Annotated in this window: 15 protein-coding genes; 4 read left to right on the top strand and 11 right to left on the bottom strand. The window is 74.8% G+C overall.

Features of this window, described 5'->3' with window-relative positions; genetic code table 11:
• Positions 1-146: 146 nt before the first annotated feature.
• The 3 genes from ACFWNV_RS29650 to ACFWNV_RS29640 all read right to left on the bottom strand — a co-directional run bounded on the left by ACFWNV_RS29650 (position 147) and on the right by ACFWNV_RS29640 (position 3,346).
• On the bottom strand, positions 147-1,280 hold the full coding sequence (locus ACFWNV_RS29650; RefSeq protein WP_383952961.1) for an MBL fold metallo-hydrolase: 1,134 nt from the start codon (positions 1,278-1,280) through the stop codon (positions 147-149).
• Positions 1,281-1,355: 75 nt separating this feature from the next.
• Complete coding sequence (locus tag ACFWNV_RS29645) at positions 1,356-2,600, bottom strand: aminotransferase class I/II-fold pyridoxal phosphate-dependent enzyme (RefSeq protein ID WP_383952967.1); 1,245 nt, start codon at positions 2,598-2,600, stop codon at positions 1,356-1,358.
• A gap of 173 nt (positions 2,601-2,773) precedes the next feature.
• A complete protein-coding gene (locus ACFWNV_RS29640) occupies positions 2,774-3,346 on the bottom strand; it encodes a TIGR03086 family metal-binding protein (protein WP_383952965.1) in 573 nt (190 codons plus the stop codon).
• A 193-nt stretch (positions 3,347-3,539) separates the two neighbouring features.
• On the opposite strand from ACFWNV_RS29640, the gene ACFWNV_RS29635 reads away from it, so the two are divergent.
• Positions 3,540-4,367 carry a methyltransferase domain-containing protein gene (locus ACFWNV_RS29635; RefSeq protein ID WP_383952959.1) on the top strand — a complete coding sequence of 276 codons (828 nt, stop codon included), beginning with the start codon at positions 3,540-3,542 and terminating at the stop codon, positions 4,365-4,367.
• A gap of 97 nt (positions 4,368-4,464) precedes the next feature.
• On the opposite strand, the gene ACFWNV_RS29630 is transcribed toward ACFWNV_RS29635, so the two are convergent.
• Positions 4,465-5,262: an SGNH/GDSL hydrolase family protein gene (locus ACFWNV_RS29630; protein ID WP_383952957.1), complete on the bottom strand. Its 798-nt coding sequence runs from the start codon at positions 5,260-5,262 to the stop codon at positions 4,465-4,467.
• On the bottom strand, positions 5,249-5,818 hold the full coding sequence (locus ACFWNV_RS29625) for a PadR family transcriptional regulator (protein WP_383952955.1): 570 nt from the start codon (positions 5,816-5,818) through the stop codon (positions 5,249-5,251). Before ACFWNV_RS29625 ends, ACFWNV_RS29630 begins: the two co-directional genes overlap by 14 nt.
• 106 nt (positions 5,819-5,924) lie before the next feature.
• On the opposite strand from ACFWNV_RS29625, the gene ACFWNV_RS29620 reads away from it, so the two are divergent.
• The 3 genes from ACFWNV_RS29620 (at position 5,925) to ACFWNV_RS29610 (ending at position 7,806) form a co-directional block, all read left to right on the top strand.
• Complete coding sequence (locus ACFWNV_RS29620; protein ID WP_383952953.1) at positions 5,925-6,371, top strand: nuclear transport factor 2 family protein; 447 nt, start codon at positions 5,925-5,927, stop codon at positions 6,369-6,371.
• A 62-nt stretch (positions 6,372-6,433) separates the two neighbouring features.
• Complete coding sequence (locus ACFWNV_RS29615; RefSeq protein ID WP_383952952.1) at positions 6,434-7,231, top strand: thymidylate synthase; 798 nt, start codon at positions 6,434-6,436, stop codon at positions 7,229-7,231.
• A gap of 68 nt (positions 7,232-7,299) precedes the next feature.
• Entirely contained in the window at positions 7,300-7,806 is a 507-nt protein-coding gene (locus ACFWNV_RS29610) for a dihydrofolate reductase (protein ID WP_383952963.1), read from the top strand.
• 21 nt (positions 7,807-7,827) lie between these two features.
• On the opposite strand, the gene ACFWNV_RS29605 is transcribed toward ACFWNV_RS29610, so the two are convergent.
• The 6 genes from ACFWNV_RS29605 to ACFWNV_RS29580 form a co-directional block, all read right to left on the bottom strand.
• Positions 7,828-10,404, bottom strand: a complete 2,577-nt coding sequence (locus ACFWNV_RS29605) for an ABC transporter permease (protein WP_383952950.1) — start codon at positions 10,402-10,404, stop codon at positions 7,828-7,830.
• Positions 10,401-11,195 carry an ABC transporter ATP-binding protein gene (locus ACFWNV_RS29600; RefSeq protein WP_383952948.1) on the bottom strand — a complete coding sequence of 265 codons (795 nt, stop codon included), beginning with the start codon at positions 11,193-11,195 and terminating at the stop codon, positions 10,401-10,403. Before ACFWNV_RS29600 ends, ACFWNV_RS29605 begins: the two co-directional genes overlap by 4 nt.
• Positions 11,192-11,482, bottom strand: coding sequence for an SHOCT domain-containing protein (locus ACFWNV_RS29595; RefSeq protein WP_383952946.1), 291 nt, complete (start codon positions 11,480-11,482; stop codon positions 11,192-11,194). Before ACFWNV_RS29595 ends, ACFWNV_RS29600 begins: the two co-directional genes overlap by 4 nt.
• 130 nt (positions 11,483-11,612) lie before the next feature.
• A complete protein-coding gene (locus tag ACFWNV_RS29590; RefSeq protein WP_383952944.1) occupies positions 11,613-12,287 on the bottom strand; it encodes a response regulator in 675 nt (224 codons plus the stop codon).
• On the bottom strand, positions 12,284-13,576 hold the full coding sequence (locus ACFWNV_RS29585) for a sensor histidine kinase (protein WP_383952942.1): 1,293 nt from the start codon (positions 13,574-13,576) through the stop codon (positions 12,284-12,286). Before ACFWNV_RS29585 ends, ACFWNV_RS29590 begins: the two co-directional genes overlap by 4 nt.
• A 158-nt stretch (positions 13,577-13,734) precedes the next feature.
• Positions 13,735-15,705: a DUF5107 domain-containing protein gene (locus ACFWNV_RS29580; RefSeq protein ID WP_383952940.1), complete on the bottom strand. Its 1,971-nt coding sequence runs from the start codon at positions 15,703-15,705 to the stop codon at positions 13,735-13,737.
• Positions 15,706-15,782: the final 77 nt, after the last annotated feature.

Raw genomic sequence — 15,782 nt, 5'->3', positions numbered from 1 at the left:
GGGTTTCGGCTGCCGCCGGCCACATCCAGCCTCGCCGGCGTTTGAGGAGCGGGGGTCCGGGGCGGAGCCCCAGGGGGGTCCGGGCGCAGCCCGGGGAACGGGCGAAGGGCGGGTAGGGGACAGCCCCGCAGGGCCGCCGGCCACGGCTAGAGGGCCCGGGATGCCCCGACCGGGAGGTCCCAGAGGTGCTCCCGGGGCAGCCCGGTACGGGCCCACGCGGCCCGCACCCGCTGCAACGGCTCCATCACGGGCTCCGAGGAAAGCACGAAGGTCCCCCAGTGCATGGGCGCCATCCGCCGCGCCCCCAGGTCCAGACAGGCCTGCACGGCCTCCTCCGGATCCGCGTGGACGTCCCGCAGCCACCACCGCGGGGCGTACGCCCCGATGGGGAGCAGCGCGAGGTCGATGCCGGGGTGCCGCCGCCCGATCTCGCCGAACCAGTGCCCGTAGCCCGTGTCTCCCGCGAAGTAGACCTTCTTCGCGGCGGCGGCGTCGTCACCGCCCCGGCCGTCCCCGACGCTGAGCATCCAGCCGCCCCACAACGTCCGGCACGCGTCCATCAGCGACCGCTTCGACCAGTGGTGCGCCGGTACGAACTCGAAGCGTACGCCGCCCAGTTCGGCCGACTCCCACCAGTCGAGTTCGGTGACCCGGGTGAACCCCCGCCGCCGGCACCACCGCGCGAGGCCCGCCGGGACGAAGAGCGGTGTCGTGCGCGGGAGGCGTTTGAGGGTGGGGGCGTCGAGGTGGTCGTAGTGGTTGTGGCTGATCACCACGGCGTCGACCGGCGGCAGTTCCTCCCAGCGCACTCCGACCGGGGTCATGCGGGCCGGGGTGCCGAGGATCCGCCGGGACCAGACGGGGTCGGTCAGTACGGTGAGCCCGCCGATGCGCAGCACCCAGCTGGCGTGCCCGGCCCAGGTGGCGGACACCGTCCCGGTGGCCACGGAGGGCAGCGGGGCGGGTGCGTAGGGCAGGTCCGGGATGCCGCGCAGCCCGTCCGGGCCGGGCCGGAAGGCGCCCTCGCGGGCGAGCCGGGCGAACGCGCGCAGCCCGGGCAGCGGGGTGGTCAGCCGGTCCGCGAACGAGCGCGGCCACAGCCGGTGTTCGCCCAGCGCCCGCGGCCGCGCGGGCCGGCCGGTGACACCGGCACCGGCACTCGTACCGGCAGCGGCACCCGCCCCGGCTCCGGCACCGGCACCGGCCCGGGTCGCCGTCGGGGGGACGTCCGGGCCGGCCCCGGCCGGCGAAGCCGAGGGGGCGTCCGTCTGGTCCCTCATCGAGAAGTCTCCGTTCACCGGCGGCAGTCGGGGTTTCGGGCAGCGGGTTTCGGGCAGCGGGTTTCGGCGCGGGCCTCAGTCGGACAGCCCGGCCAGGACCGACCGGAGCCGGGCCAGGGAGTCCCGTACGTGGGGCAGGGCGAGGGGGTCGGTCGCGGTGAGCGCCGCGAGCCGCTCCTCGGGGGTGGCGCCGAGCAGCGGGCCGGTCGACAGCCGGACCCGCGGGGCGACGGGCTCGTCCGCGAAGCGCTGCCCGCCGGGCGTGGGCGCGCCGAGCCTTCCGCCCAGCCAGTCCTCCAGTTCCATCGCGTCGCCGACCCCCTGGCGGGCGAGTCCCGAGCGCAGCGGGGTCAGGTCGGCGTAGAGGTGGCGGCCGGCCTGCGGGGGCCGGGCCAGCGCCCCGGCGGCCAGCAGTTCCCGGTGTGCGGCCCGGGCCACCGCGCCGTGCAGGGCGGCGGCCGAGGCGCTGCGTCCCGCGACGGCGGCGGGCTCGTCGAGGGCGTGCGCGGCCGCCCCGGCGACGGGGCCCGCGACGAACCCGCCGGTGGCGGTGAGCACGTCCAGGGTCCGGGCCCGCAGCCAGGTGCCGCGCGGGGTGCCGGGGAACCGGATGACGGCGGCGGGCCAGCCCGCGGGCAGCAGGGCGCCGGAAAGGTCCAGGAGTACGGCGGTGTCTTCCGGCAGCATCTCGGCGGGGCTGAGCACCACGTCCGCGCCGGTCCCGCCGGAGCGCCCGGGGACCGGCCGGTGGACGGTGTCGCGCCAGGTCTCGTCGCTGACGACGAACAGCCCGGCGGACTCGGCGGCCTCGCAGGCCTCCCGGAGCAGCTCGGGCGGCGGCACGGTCGCGGTCGGGTCGTCGGCGACGGACAGCAGCAGCACGCGCGGGTCGCCGCCCTCGGCGCGCACCCGGCGCACGGTCTCCAGCAGGGCGTACGGATCGGGTACGCCGCCGCATTCGGCTGGGGTCGGCACGTGGTAGGCCCGCCGTCCCAGCAGCCGGACCTGGGGTGTCCACCAGGCGGGACAGGGCCGGGGCAGCATGACGTCGCCCCCGTACGCGCCGAGCAGCGCCAGCAGCAGGGCGGGGGCGCCGGGTCCGGCGGCCACGTGGTCGGGGTCGGTGGGAAGCCCGCGCCGTCCCCAGTGCCGGGCCGCGGCGGCCCGTACGGGCACTCCCCCGCCGGCCGGCTCGGGGGCCGAACGCCAGGCGGCCGCGGCGAGCACGGCCGTGAGCTCGGGCAGGACGGGCAGGCCGGGCTGGGGTGCGGGCGGACCGTAGCGGACCGTGCCCCGGCCCTCGGCCGTCGTGCGCTGGATCCCCGACACCGCGCACCACCTCTCCTGCCGTACCCGCGCTCCCGACCCTGCCTTTATACGGTTATTCGCCCGGTACCGCCCGTTGTGAACGCCGAGAGGTCGGGAGGTCGGGAGGTCGGGAGGTCGGGAGGTCGAACCAGTGGGACACCGCGCTGCCGGGACTCCGTGCCGCCTCAGCCGCTCCGCCCCAGCAGGGCGAGCAGCCGGGTCTGGGCGTCCGCCCCGGCCGGCGCCTCCAGCGGAGCGTCGTACATGCCGCTCGCGGCCAGTCCGTCGGCGTAGGGCATGACCTCCTTGATGGAGAACTCGACGAGGCCGTCCGGCAGCCGGTCGTCGGCGCCTATCCCCCGCGCGAGGTCCCAGGCGTGGACCACGCAGTCGGCGGTCAGCTCCGAGCAGTACGCCGACCCGAGCGCGGGCCCGTACGAGAGCCGGACGGTGCGTTCCAGCGCCCCGGGGACCTCGAAGGCGGTGTGCGCGGCGGCCGAGGCCTCGTCCCAGGCGGCGGCCGGGTCCGTGCCGAGGACGTCGCCGTTGAAGGTGCTGCCGATGTCCTCGACGGTGCGGCCGTCGGTGACCAGGGGCGGTATCCAGAGCTGTTCGGCGGTGACGTGGTTGACCAGGTCGCGCACGCTCCAATCGCTGCAGGGCGTCGGCGCGTCCCACTGCGCGTCCGAGACCGCGTGGACGTACCGGCCGAAGAGCCGCAGCGCCTCGGCGTGCCGTTCGAGCACCGGGTCCGGCATGGATCTCACCGTCCTTCGTTCCTCCGGTTTCACTGTCCTCGCCCCGGCTCCCGCCTGCCACCCACTCGACCAACCCCCTTGGCACACAAGGATGGTGTCCACATGTCAAAACGCATATCTCAGATGGCGAACTGATCCCTTACGGTGAGGCCAACGCCTCGACAGCACTTTCGACGACGAAGGAGCCAGGTCCATGAACGCCACTGAGCCCGCCCACGAGACCGCGGTCTACACCCACGGACACCACGAGTCGGTGCTGCGCTCGCACCGCTGGCGCACCGCCCAGAACTCCGCCGCCTACCTGATCGGCGCGCTGCGTCCCGGGATGGCGGTCCTGGACGTGGGTTGCGGCCCGGGCACGATCACGGCGGACCTGGCGGAGCTGGTGGGGCCCGGGGGCCGGGTCACGGCGGTGGACGCCGCACGGGACGTGGTCGACCAGGCCGCCGCGTACGCGAAGGAACGGGGCCTGACCACCATCGAGTTCGCCACGGCCGACGTCCACGCGCTGGACTTCCCCGACAACTCCTTCGACGTGGTCCACGCCCATCAGGTGCTGCAGCACGTGGGCGATCCGGTGCAGGCGCTGCGCGAGATGCGCCGGGTGTGCCGGCCGGGCGGGATCGTCGCGGCGCGGGACGCGGACTACGCGGCGATGACCTGGTACCCCGCGACCCCGGGGCTGGACGAGTGGCTGGACCTGTACCGGCGGGTGGCGCGCGCCAACGGCGGCGAACCGGACGCCGGGCGCCGCCTGCGCACCTGGGCGCGGGCGGCGGGCTTCACGGACGTGACCTGTACGGCGACCTCGTGGTGCTACGCGACCGACGAGGAGGCCGCGTGGTGGTCCGCGCTGTGGGCGGACCGGACGACGGCCTCGGCCTACGCCGGGATCGCGACCGGCGGCGGACACGCGACGCGGGCGGAGCTGTCGGCGGTCGCCGAGGCCTGGCACACCTGGGGCGCGGACCCGGACGCCTGGTTCTCGGTGCTGAACGGCGAGATCATCTGCCGCGCCTGACCCGGGCGCGGCGGACGCGGGGCGCGGCGGGCCCGGGCGCGCCCGACCCGGGGCGCGGCGGACGCGGGACGCGCGGCGCCCGGCCGGTGGCCCCGGTTCAGGCCGCCAGGCGTACGGGGAGCAGTTCGGGCCGTTTGGCCGTGCGGCCGTCTCCGGAGGAGCGCCCGCGCAGCCGCCGCCCGATCCAGGGCCCGGCGAAGCCCACGGCCCACCGCAGCTCCCCGGCCACGCCCCGCAGGCCCGCCGGGGCGGTGGGCGGCGGGCCGGGCAGCGGGCGGGTCCACGCCTCGTCGCTGCCGGGCAGGCCCAGGGCGTGTGCGACACCGGCGGCGATCATCGCGTGGCCCGAGGGCGCGGCGTGCAGCCGGTCCGCGCTCCACATCCGCGGGTCGGTGGCGGCCTCGTGGCGTTCGAAGTCGGCGACGGCCACCCCGTGCCGCTCCGCCGCCGCCCGTATCCGCTCGTTCAGCGCGGTGACGCGCGGGGCCGCCCCCTTGGCGAGCGGGACGAGCTTGGCGAGGTCGGGGAAGGTGACGGTGGCGACGCGGGCGCCCTGCGCGGTGAGCGCGGCGAACATCGCCTCCAGGTGCCCGGCGACCTCGTCGGCGTCGAACCGGGGCCGCAGCACGTCGTTGACCCCGGCGACCACGGTGGCCAGGTCGGGGCGGAGCGCGAGGGCCGGCCCGAGCTGCCCCTCGCGGACCCCGGCCGCCAGGCGGCCCCGGACGGCCAGGTTGGCGTAGAGCACGTCCGGCTCGTGCACCGCGATCAGCTCGGCGAGCCGGTCGGCGCACCCGCGCAGCCCGGTGCGGTCGTCCCCGTCGCCCACGCCCTCGCTCTGGCTGTCGCCGAGAGCCACGTACCGGGTCGGCCGGCGCTGCTCACTGCTCTCCACGGGATGCCCGCCTCTCGTTCAGGATGATCGTGGTGCGCTCGTACCAGGCCCGGTTGGCCCGCTCGAACTCCAGGCCGCGCAGGCAGGTGAGGTAGGGGCCGATCCGTGCGCCGTGGCGCAGGAACTCCTCCTCCGTGCGCTCGCCGCGCATCGAGCGCAGCAGCTTCTCGAACAGCTCCGCCTTGGCCGTCGCGAAGGCGGTCCGCTCCGCGAGCTGCGCGATGAGCGCCCCGGTGTCGACGTGCTCGGCCGCCTGGACCTTCACGAGCAGGTCGTCGCGGATCACGCAGGGCTTGGTCTCGGCAGCGGTGAAACGCTCCAGCTCGGCCAGTCCGGCGTCGGTGACCTGGAACAGCCGCTTGTTGGGCCGGGTGTCCTGGACCACCTCGCGGCCCGCGATGAAGCCTTCCCGCTCCAGCCTGGCCAGCTCGGTGTAGAGCTGCTGGGGCAGGGCGTGCCAGAAGTTGGCCACGCCCGTGCCGAACGCCTTGGCCAGCTGGTAGCCGCTCAGCTCCTCGTCGAGCAGCGCCGCCAGTACGGCGTGACGCAAAGCCATCGGTCGGTCTCCTCGGGATCGTGCGCGGCTGCGTCTTCTCAAGGACGCCCGGGCCATGATAGTCAAGAAAGTGAGTAATCACATCGGTGACTATCGAGGAGTCCTCATGAGTACCGCCACCAGCACGGCCGACCGTTTCCGCGCCGCCGTCGCCGGCCACGACCTCGCCGCCCTGGACGCCCTGTTCACCGACGACGTACGGCTCAACAGCCCGGTGAAGTCGAAGCCGTTCGAGGGCAAGCCGGCGGTACTGGCCCTCTTCCGCGTCCTCCTGCGCACCTTCGAGGGATTCCACTACGTCGGGCACTTCGACGGCAGCGTGCAGTCGGCCGGCGTCCCGTTCGGGGCGGACGGCGCCGAGGGACCGGCGACCGTACTGCCGTTCCGGACCACGGTGAGCGACCGGCAGGTGCACGGCATCGACATGCTGCACCTCACGCCCGAGGGCCTGATCGACGAGATCACCGTGATGATCCGCCCCCAGACGGCGGTCGTGGCGGTCGGCGAGGCGGTCCTGGCCGGCCTGCTCACCGACGGCGTGGTGACCGGCTGACGGGGCGGGCGGGGCGACCGGCTGACCGGACCTCGGACGGCGGCCCAGTAGACTCGGTGCCCGTGGCGGATACCCAGTACGAAGACCTGTTGAAGCTGGTGCTCACCTCCGGGACGGCGAAGGCCGACCGGACGGGCACCGGCACCCGGAGTGTCTTCGGGCACCAACTGCGTTACGACCTCTCGCAGGGGTTCCCCCTGGTCACCACCAAGAAGGTGCACCTCAAGTCGATCGTGTACGAGCTGCTGTGGTTCCTGCGCGGCGAGTCCAACGTCGGCTGGCTCCGGGAGCACGGCGTGACGATCTGGGACGAGTGGGCCGACGAGAACGGCGACCTCGGCCCGGTCTACGGCGCCCAGTGGCGCTCCTGGCCCACCCCGGACGGCGCGCACATCGACCAGATCACCGAGGTCCTCGACACGCTGCGCCGCGATCCGGACTCCCGCCGGATGATCGTCTCCGCCTGGAACGTCTCCGAGCTGTCCAAGATGGCGCTCGCGCCGTGCCACGCCTTCTTCCAGTTCTACGTGGCCGACGGCAAGCTCTCCTGCCAGCTGTACCAGCGCAGCGCGGACCTGTTCCTCGGCGTGCCGTTCAACATCGCCAGCTACGCCCTGCTCACCCACATGGTGGCCCAGCAGACCGGTCTGGAGCCGGGTGACTTCATCTGGACCGGCGGCGACTGCCACATCTACGACAACCACGTCGAGCAGGTCACCGAGCAGATCTCGCGGACCCCGTTCGCGTTCCCGGAGCTGAAGCTGCACCGGGCCGACTCGCTCTTCGACTACGCCTTCGGCGACGTGAAGATGGCCGGCTACGAGCACCACCCGGCCATCAAGGCGCCGGTCGCGGTATGAACCTCGGTACGAACCCCGGCGCCGGCGCCGATACGGACACCGGCGCGGACATCGGTATGGACACCGGCATGACCGTCGGGCTGATCTGGGCGCAGAGCTCCGACGGCGTGATCGGCGCGGACAACGGGATTCCCTGGCGGCTGCCCGAGGACATGGCCCACTTCAAGGCCACCACCCTCGGGCATCCGGTGGTGATGGGCCGCAAGACCTGGGATTCGCTGCCGGCGCGGTTCCGGCCGCTGTCGGGGCGGCGCAACATCGTGGTGACGCGCGATCCCGCATGGGCCGCGGAGGGCGCGGAGCGTGCCGGGTCCATCGACGAGGCCCTCGAGCTGGCCGCGGCGCAGCCCGAGGCGGCGGCCCCCGCCACCGCGTGCTGGGTGATCGGCGGCGGCGAGGTCTACCGCGCCGCGCTGGCCCGCGCCGCGATGCTCTCGGTGACCGAGGTCGACACCCGGGTGGTCGGCGACACCCACGCCCCGGAACTGGACCCGGCGTGGACCGTCTCCGGGGACGCCGGCTGGCAGTCCTCGGTGACCGGCCTGCGCTACCGCATCCGCAGCTACAGCCGCTAAGGCCGGGCCCGGCCGGGCGGCCTAGTCGGTGGCCACCGCGCGCAGGATGTCCAGGCGTGCCGCGCGCCGTGCCGGGCGCCAGCCCGCGAGGACGCCCGCCGCCAGGCCGACCAGGGCCACCAGGGTGAGCTGCAGTGGCGGGACGGCGGACGTGAGCGCGCTGTCGCCCGCCCCGTCCGAGGCCTTCACCAGGGCCCAGCCGAGGAGCCCGCCCAGCGCCAGGCCGCCGGTCGTGCCGAAGGCGGCGACCAGCACCGACTCCCAGCGGACCATGGCCCGCAGCTGTCCCCGGGTCTGGCCGACCGCCCGGAGCAGCCCCAGTTCGCGGGTGCGCTCGTGGACGGCGAGGGTCAGCGTGTTGGCGATGCCCAGCAGGGCGATCAGTACGGCGAGGGCGAGCAGCGCGTAGACGAGCGTGAGCATCATGTCGATGCCTCCCGCCGACGACTCCGCGTACGCCTCGCGCGTCTGCACCTCGGGACCGCCGTACTGTGCGGCCGTCTTCTCGACCGCCGCCACACCGGCCGCGGTGGGCACGCCGTCCTTGAAGGTGACGCTCACCAGCGAGTCCGTGTCCTGCGCCCGGTGCGGCGCCCAGGCCGCCCTCGTGATGACGTAGTCCCCGGCCAGTTCGGACCGCTCGTACACCGCGCGGATCGTGAAGGGCTGCCGCTGCCCGTCCGTGAAGGCGAGTACGGCCGTGCTGCCGGGGCGCCATCCGTGCCGCGCGGCCTCCTTCGCGGATACCGCGATGCCGTCCGTTCGCAGTGCGCCGAAGCCTCCCGAGACCGCGCCCAGGTCGAGGCCGGCCGCGAGCGCGACGGGGTCGGTGACGGTCAGCGCCCGGCCCGAGCCGTCGACCTCCGCGACCCCCTTGCCCAGGCCCACGGCGCCCGCCACCTCGGGCAGCGCCGCCACGGCCGGCGCCAGTTTCGGGCTCAGTCCGCTGCCGCCCGCGCCGAAGGACGGGGCGCTGATGGCCACGTCACCGGCGAAGGACCGCGACACGGCCGTGTTCATGGTGGCCTTGAGGGAGGCCCCGAACACCGTGAACAGGCAGACGACGGCGACGCCGATCATCAGCGCGGTCGCGGTGGACGCCGTCCGCCGGGGGCTGCGCCTGGCGTTGCGCGCCGCGAGGGCTCCGGTCACCCCGCGCAGCCGCTCCAGCGGCCCGCCGAGCATCCGGACGGCGGACGAGGACGCCACCGGACCCAGGACGACGAACGAGGCCGTCGCCAGTGCCGCGCCCGCCCCGGACAGCCACAGCGACGCTGCGGCGAAGGCCCCGGTCAGGAGCAGTACGGCGGCGGCCGCGCCGAGCACCGCGCCGGTGACCGTACGGGACCGGGAGGCCTCCGCGCGGTCCACCGTGCTGTCGAGCAGCGCGGCCAGCGGCGCCGTACGCCCGGCCCGTACGGCCGGCAGCAGGGCCGAGCCCAGGCAGACGGCGACCCCGACGGCGAAGGGGAGCGCCATCGACGGGCCGCCGATCACCAGATCCCCTTCGGGGAAGGGGAATCCGATGGCCGGGAAGAGCGCCTGGAGCCCCGCGGCGAAGCCCACGCCGACGAGCAGCCCGGCGGCCGAGGCGACGAGCGCGACGACGGCGGCCTCGGCCAGCGTGCCGCCGACGACCTGGCGCCGGGAGCCGCCCAGGGCCCGGAGCAGGGCGTTCTCCCGCGTGCGCTGGGCGACGACGATCGCGAAGGTGTTGTGGATGCCGAAGGTGGCCACGAGCAGGGCGATGCCCGAGAAGACGAGCAGCAGGGTGGTGAAGAGGTCCAGGAACCGGCCGGAGATCATCTCGGTGTTCTCCTGGGCCGATTCCGCTCCCGTGATCGCCTCGACGCCCTGCGGCAGCGCCGCGGTGAGCGCCTCCACCAGCTCGCTCTGGCTGGTTCCCGGACCGGCGCGCACCTGGATGGACGCCGCCAGGCCGGGCGCCGGCATCAGGTACTTCTCCGCGTCCGCCTGGGTCATCCCCGTGTACGTGACCTGCGCCATGCCGTCCGCGCCGCCGAAGGTGGCCAGGCCGACGACCGTCACCGGGACCGGGTCGGGCGTGCGCAGCACCGTCGTGTCGCCGAGCTTCAGCCCGCCCTTGGCGGCGGTGGCCCGGTTGACGACGACCTCTCCGGTCCGCTCGGGCGCCCGGCCCTCCGCGAGCCGGTACGGGTTGAGTTCGGGGTCCGCGATCCAGTTCCCGGCGAGCGTGGGCGGCCCCTGGCCGCCGATCGGTTCTCCGTCGGAGCCGACGAGCTGCCCCGCGCCCTGCACGGCGGGGGCGGCGGCGGCCACGCCCGGGATGCGCCGGATCTCCTCCACGAGTGCGGTCGGCACGGGCTGCCGGGTGCCCTGGGCGCCGCCCGGGACGGTGACCACGCGGGAGCTGCGGACCACCGCGTCGGTCCCGCTCGCCGCGCCGGCGAACATGTCGTCGAAGCTCGCGCGGAGGGTGTCGCCCATGACGAGCGTCGACGTGAGGAAGGCGACGCCGAGCAGCACGGCGGCGAACGTCCCGGTGAAGCGCCGCTTGTGCGCGCGCAGCGAGGCCGCGGCGATCCGCAGCACGGTGCGGGCGCCGTTCGCGCTCATGACTCCTCCCTCGGGTGCGCCCCGGCCGGGGGCCGGGTGTCGAAGGACTTGAGCCGGTCCAGGACGCGGTCCGCCGTGGGGTCCGCCATCCGGTCGACCAGCCGTCCGTCGGCGAGGAAGAGGACCTCGTCGGCGTGGGCGGCGGCCACCGGGTCGTGGGTGACCATGACGACCGTGCGGTTCATCTCGCGCACCGCCCGGCCCAGCAGCCCGAGCACCTCCTCCCCCGAGCGGGAGTCGAGGTTGCCGGTGGGCTCGTCGGCGAAGACGACATCGGGGCTGCCGGCGAGGGCGCGGGCCACGGCGACGCGCTGCTGCTGGCCGCCGGAGAGCTCGGCGGGCCGGTGGTGCAGCCGGTCGCGCAGCCCGACCACGTCGATGAGGCCGTCGAGCCAGGCACCGTCCGCGCGGCGGCCCGCGAGGTCCTGCGGGAGCGTGATGTTCTCGGCGACGGTGAGGGTGGGGATCAGGTTGAAGGCCTGGAAGACGAAGCCGACGCGCTCGCGGCGCAACAGGGTGAGCCTGCGGTCGTCGAGTGCGCCGAGTTCCGTACCGCCGATGGCGGCCGTTCCGGAGGTGAGGGTGTCGAGTCCGGCGGCGCAGTGCATCAGGGTGGACTTGCCGGAGCCGGACGGCCCCATGATCGCGGTGAAGCGGCCGGCCGGGAAGCCGACGCTCACCCCGTCCAGGGCCCGTACTTCGGTGTCTCCCCGGCCGTAGACCTTCACGGCATCGACGACCCGGGCGGCGACGGCGTCGCCGCCGCCGCCCGGTGCGGTGGTGGTCCTCATGCCGCACCGCCCTGGGAGAGGCGGCCGAACTGCTCGTCCAGGACGGACAGCCGCCGCCAGTACTCGTCCTCGTCGATCTCGCCGGAGGCGAAGCGCCAGCCGAGGACCGCGATCGGGGACTGCTCGCCGTACGCGGCGCCGCGGGCCTGCCACGGTGCCCTGCGGCCGCGCCACACGGTGCGGCGCAGCACGGTGACCGCGCAGGCCACCACGGCCGCCCAGATCAGCGGGAAGAACAGGATCCACGGGCCGGGCCCGTCGTACGCGAGGGTGGTGAGGGTGTTCATCTCGGTTCAGCTCCTCGGAAGTGTGGGCGTGTGCGTCACACTCCGAGACTGGCTCCGGGAGGGGGTCCGGGTCGTCGTACGGCCGGCTGCACCGCGCGTACCACCCGGGGAGTACGGGGGCGGGCGGGAGTCAGCCGAGCCAGCCGGGCCGGACCAGCCCCGACTCGTAGGCCAGTACGACCAGTTGGGCGCGGTCGCGGGCGCCGAGCTTCACCATCGTCCGGCTGACGTGGGTCTTCGCGGTGAGCGGGCTGACGACCAGCCGGCGGGCGATCTCCTCATTGGACAGGCCGAGGCCCACCAGCGCCATCACCTCGCGCTCCCGCTCGGTGAGCCGGTCCAGGCCCAGGCCCGCGCCGTCGGCGGCGGGCTGTTTGGAGCGGGCGGCGAACTCCTCGATCAGGCGGCGGGTGACGCCCGGGGACAGCAGTGCGTCGCCGTCCACCACCGCCCGGACGGCCCGCAGCAGTTCCTCCGGTTCGGTGTCCTTGACCAGGAAGCCCGAGGCCCCGGACCGCAGGGCCTCGAAGACGTACTCGTCGAGCTCGAAGGTGGTGAGCATGACCACCCTGACCCCGGCCAGTGCGGCGTCCCCGGTGATCCGCCGGGTGGCGGCGAGTCCGTCGCACACCGGCATCCGGATGTCCATGAGGACCACGTCCGGACGCAGCTCGCGGACCAGGCGGACGGCCTCGTCGCCGTCGCCGGCCTCTCCCACCACCTCGATGTCCGGCTGCGCGTCGAGCAGGGCCCGGAACCCCGCCCGGACGAGGAGCTGGTCGTCGGCGAGCAGTACACGGATCACGGATCCTCCTGGGACGGAACGGCCGCCGGAGCTGCCGCCGGATCGGCCGTCGGATCGGCCGTCTGGGCTTCCCTCGGGGCTGCCGCCGGGGCGCCCGTCGGGTCGGCCGGCAGCGGGAGTCCGGCGATCACCCGGAAGCCACCGTCGGGGCGCGGGCCGGCCTCGATGGTGCCGCCGAGGGCCGCGGCCCGCTCGCGCATGCCCACGAGACCGTTGCCGCTGCCGCCCGCCGGACCGCCCGTGGCCGGCCCCTCGTCGTCGACGCGCAGCTCCAGTGCGCGGGGCTGCCAGGACAGCCGCACGCGGGCGGTGCGCGAACCGGAGTGCCGCACCACGTTGGTCAGCGCCTCCTGGAGGATGCGGAAGGCGGCGAGGTCCGCCCCGGGAGGCAGCGCCCGGGCGTCCCCGTCCGTGGTGATGTCCACGGTCAGCCCGGCCGCGGCGGCCTGCTCGGCGAGCTCGGGGAGCCGGTCGAGACCGGGGGCGGGCGCGCGCGGTGCGTCGCCGGGGGTGCGCAGGGTGTCGAGGACCTGCCGGACCTCGCCCAGGGCCTCCTTGCTGGCCGCCTTGATGGTGGTCAGCGCCGACCGGGCCTGTTCGGGATCGGAGTCGAGCAGGGCCAGCCCCACTCCCGCCTGCACGTTGATCACCGAGATGCTGTGGGCGAGGACGTCGTGCAGCTCGCGGGCGATGCGCAGCCGCTCCTCGTTCACCCGGCGCTTCTCGGCCGCCGCCCGCTCGGCCCGGGCGAGGGACCACTGCTCCCTGCGTATGCGGACCAGCTCGGAGACGGCGAGGATGGCGAGCACCCAGGCGGTGATGCCCAGTTCCTGCCCCCAGGGCGCCGGACCGTCCCCGGCGGGCGGGAGCAGCCGGTAGAGCCAGTGGCCGATGAGCAGGTGGCCGGCCCAGAGGAGCCCGACGGCCCCCCAGGCGGCTCTTCGGTGTCCGGCGATGACGGCGGCGAAGCAGGCCAGGGCCAGGCTGATGAAGACCGGTCCGTACGGGAACCCGGCGCCGATGTACACCAGGGTGACGGCGCTGACCCCGTACGCCACGGCCACCGGGTACTGGTGCCGCCACACGAGCAGCAGCGGCCCGAGCAGCAGCAGGAGCCGGGCGAAAACGTCCAGCGCCACCCTTCCGGTCTGCTCCTGCGCGGCCCATCCCGAGCCGGCCTGGGCGAAGACGGCCACGAGCAGCGAGGAGCGCCAGGCCGGGCCCCGCCCGGTCCGCTCCACCCATCGCTGCCACGGAGGAACCCCCGGGCGCTCACGCTGCTCGTCCATGCCACCCACGCTAGGCCGCGCCCGGCCTGACCGGCGTCACCCCCGCGTAGCGTTTCCGGTGTACTCCCCAGGTAGTACACGGGGTAGTACCCGGCGGTCCGCGCAACCGCCGACCTGGGCACAGATCGGCCGGGGCCGCAGGGGACGGCCCGGTCCGTTCAGTCCCCCGGCGGGCGCATCCGGAAGTTGTACGAGGCCGGGAGCGGGTGGTCCGTGAGGGTGGACCAGACCTCGGAGAGGGTTTCCTCGCCCTCGCGGAGGTCGGGCAGTTCGAAGCCCTCCTCGAAGACCCGGCGGGCCGCGCCCACATGGCCCTCCGCCGCGAGCAGCCGGGCCGCCGACAGGCGGAAGCGGCCCTCCTCGCGCAGGGTGGGGCGCAGCCGGTCCCACACCGAGCGGGCCTGCGGCAGGAGTCCCGCCGCCAGCAGGGAGGCCAGTGCCTCCCGGCCCAGCGCCGATTCGGCGGCCAGCCAGCCCGCGCCGCCCCGGCTCTCCCCGGCCAGGTCCTCGAAGGCCTCGGCGTACCAGCGGGCCGCCCGGGCCGGGTCGCCGGCCAGGTCGTCGGCGACGGCCAGGCACCTCAGCAGCGGCCACCGCGAGGGGGCCAGTGCCAGGCCGCGCTCCCAGCTGCGTACGGCCTGGGCGATGTCCCCGGCGTGCCACTGGGCGACCCCGAGGTGGTACTCGGTCAGCGGGTCCGCCGGGGCCGTCTCCAGCATGTCCCGCCAGTGCGGGGCGACCAGGCTCGGGCCGGGCGGAGTCACCCGGCGCGGGGCGGGGAACACCCCGGTGCGCCACAGCTCCAGCCAGGGGGCCTGGTCCTCGTCGAGGGTGTCCTCGGGGAAGGGGGTGCCGGGCAGTTTGTGGCCCCCGCGCAGCACCTCCAGCGCGCCCCAGCCGGAGCCGGTGGCCAGCCGCTCCCCCGGTTCGGTGTCGGCGCACCCGCGCCACGCCTCGTACGCCGCGTCCACGGCCGGCCCGGGCAGCGCGGAGTCCAGCGCCGTGCCCGCGGCGGCGCGGGCCGCCGCCCAGTCGTCGCCGTGTACGGCGGCGGGGTCCGCGGACAGGGCTCCGTAGGCCTCCAGCCAGCTGAACTCCGCGCCCGCCTCCAGCCGTACGTGCTCCAGCTGGGTCCGGGCGAGCCCGGCCTGGATCTCGGCGTACCCGCCCGTACCGGGCTCGGTCAGCCACTCCTGCCAGCGCCGGCCGCCCTCGCCCGCGCCCCAGACGAAGAGCTTGCGGCCGCGCAGCCGGGCCGTCGAGGTCTGGACGAGTCCGCGCCCTTCGGAGTCGAGGGAGGCGATCCAGGGCCGGGTCCCGTCTTCGACCTCGTAGAAGAAGTCGGCGGGGTACGTGCTGCGCAGCGGGTACGTACGGTCCGCGCCCTCCCATCCGGGGACGGGGATGCGGCGCAGGGAGCGTTCGTACCCGAAGTGCCAGGCCTCGTCGGCCGGGGCCAGGACCCGGGTGCCGGCGTCCTCGGGCACGGCGATGTTGGACCACCAGTAGACGGGTGCGGGCCGCTCGTGCGGGTTGCGCACGCGGACGCCGACGTAGAGGAACTCGGAGTCCTCGGGCAGCCAGAGGTCCACCTGGAAGGGCAGGTCGCGCAGCCGCTCCCATTCCCAGAGCCGCACCATGACTCCCCCGTCGGGCGCCGGGACGAGCGCGGCGTGCAAGGGGGCGCAGGACAGGGTGGTGTGGCCGGTGGCTCCGAGGTTCCACTCGATGCCGCCGGAGAACCAGGCGCCGTTCAGGGCGAAGTTCGCGGGCTGGAACACCGGGTTGCGGTAGAGCAGTTCGCGTCCGGTGGGGAGGTGCACGAGCGAGTGGATCCGGCCGCCGAGGCCGGGCAGGACGGTGGCGCGCAGGTGTGCGTTCTCGATGACGATCGTCTCGAAGTCACGCTCGGTGCGCCGGCGTTGATAACCGTCCCGGATCCGTACGGGGAGCAGCGAGCGCAGTGGTTCGTACCCGATCTGGCGTGCCATGTCGCGCGGCAGACCCTCGCGCGACCGCTCGTCCAGGGTGTGCACCCCGCTGGTCTCGCGGAGGGCGGGCAGGGGGTTCTCGGGACCCAACGGGGCTGCGGGAAGGGTCAGTACGGAGCGGCGGACGGTGGTGGCCATGAGGGAAATGGAACACGCCACGGCGGCCGGTGCACAGGGATTCGGCGGATCACCACCGGTCAGGATTACGCAAAGCC

Source organism: Streptomyces sp. NPDC058401 (assembly GCF_042722885.1).
Taxonomy (GTDB): Bacteria; Actinomycetota; Actinomycetes; order Streptomycetales; family Streptomycetaceae; genus Streptomyces.
Note: the sequence above shows the minus strand (reverse complement) of the source record. Positions and strands in the feature narration are given on the sequence as shown.

Coding starts and splice junctions, on each gene's coding strand:
- ACFWNV_RS29650 (WP_383952961.1), bottom strand. CDS start 1,280: ATGAGGGACCAGACGGACGCCCCCTCGGCTTCGCCGGCCGGGGCCGGC.
- ACFWNV_RS29640 (WP_383952965.1), bottom strand. CDS start 3,346: ATGCCGGACCCGGTGCTCGAACGGCACGCCGAGGCGCTGCGGCTCTTC.
- ACFWNV_RS29635 (WP_383952959.1), top strand. CDS start 3,540: ATGAACGCCACTGAGCCCGCCCACGAGACCGCGGTCTACACCCACGGA.
- ACFWNV_RS29625 (WP_383952955.1), bottom strand. CDS start 5,818: ATGGCTTTGCGTCACGCCGTACTGGCGGCGCTGCTCGACGAGGAGCTG.
- ACFWNV_RS29620 (WP_383952953.1), top strand. CDS start 5,925: ATGAGTACCGCCACCAGCACGGCCGACCGTTTCCGCGCCGCCGTCGCC.
- ACFWNV_RS29610 (WP_383952963.1), top strand. CDS start 7,300: ATGACCGTCGGGCTGATCTGGGCGCAGAGCTCCGACGGCGTGATCGGC.
- ACFWNV_RS29605 (WP_383952950.1), bottom strand. CDS start 10,404: ATGAGCGCGAACGGCGCCCGCACCGTGCTGCGGATCGCCGCGGCCTCG.
- ACFWNV_RS29600 (WP_383952948.1), bottom strand. CDS start 11,195: ATGAGGACCACCACCGCACCGGGCGGCGGCGGCGACGCCGTCGCCGCC.
- ACFWNV_RS29595 (WP_383952946.1), bottom strand. CDS start 11,482: ATGAACACCCTCACCACCCTCGCGTACGACGGGCCCGGCCCGTGGATC.
- ACFWNV_RS29585 (WP_383952942.1), bottom strand. CDS start 13,576: ATGGACGAGCAGCGTGAGCGCCCGGGGGTTCCTCCGTGGCAGCGATGG.
- ACFWNV_RS29580 (WP_383952940.1), bottom strand. CDS start 15,705: ATGGCCACCACCGTCCGCCGCTCCGTACTGACCCTTCCCGCAGCCCCG.